This window comes from Burkholderia sp. 3C, assembly GCF_054589155.1.
In genome coordinates this window covers 1-325 of sequence record NZ_BAAILN010000154.1, presented here as the reverse complement: position 1 = coordinate 325, position 325 = coordinate 1, and the positions used below count along the sequence as shown (strand labels likewise).

General features: G+C 65.2%; 1 protein-coding gene. It reads right to left on the bottom strand.

The features are described 5' to 3' along the window. Positions 1-325: dihydrodipicolinate synthase family protein (locus ACYP33_RS32200; RefSeq protein ID WP_459625234.1), on the bottom strand; the 325-nt coding region annotated here is incomplete at both ends.

Here is a 325-nt window from a genome sequence, read left to right as displayed (position 1 = left end):
CGATCGCGCGGTAGAAATCCATCGCCGTCTTCGGGATGAAGTTGAACACGGCCGACGAGTACACCGGCACGCCCAGCGCCTTGTAGGCCGCTGCATACACTTCCGCGGTCGGCAGGCCGCCGAGGTAGGCGAAGCGCTCGCCGAGGCGGCGGCGGATCGTGACCATCGGTTCGATCTCGCCCACGCCGTCCTTGAAGCCGATCAGGTTCGGGCAACGCTCGGCCAGGCGCTCGAGCATGTCGGCGTTGAGCTTCGAATTCGCGCGGTTGTAGATGATCACGCCGATATCGGGCACGGCCTTGCACACTTCTTCCGCGTGCAGCGC